Source organism: Opacimonas viscosa (assembly GCF_024199005.1).
In the GTDB taxonomy this organism is placed as follows: Bacteria; Pseudomonadota; Gammaproteobacteria; order Enterobacterales; family Alteromonadaceae; genus Opacimonas; species Opacimonas viscosa.
Genome location: NZ_JANATA010000319.1, coordinates 1 through 238 on the forward strand (window position 1 = coordinate 1; position 238 = coordinate 238).

At 47.9% G+C, this 238-nt stretch carries 1 pseudogene; it reads left to right on the forward strand.

What is annotated here, in order from left to right:
* Positions 1–5: 5 nt before the first annotated feature.
* A pseudogene (locus tag NLF92_RS13770) lies at positions 6–212 on the forward strand (galactokinase family protein); the annotation flags it as partial.
* Positions 213–238: the final 26 nt, after the last annotated feature.

Consider the following 238-nt stretch of genomic DNA (forward strand, 5'->3'; position numbering starts at 1 on the left):
TGCGAATGGATAATCAAGTACTTTCTTCTAATTTTGAAACGCACTACGGCGAGGCGCCAGCGTTAATCGCACATGCGCCGGGTCGAGTGAACATTATTGGTGAGCATACCGATTATAACGAAGGGTTCGTATTTCCGGCTGCAATCAACTTTGGAACGTGGGTTGCGGCAACAAAGCGCGCAGATAACGACATCGTGGTTACCGCGATGGACTAAGAATCTCAGCTTTTCCAGAATAC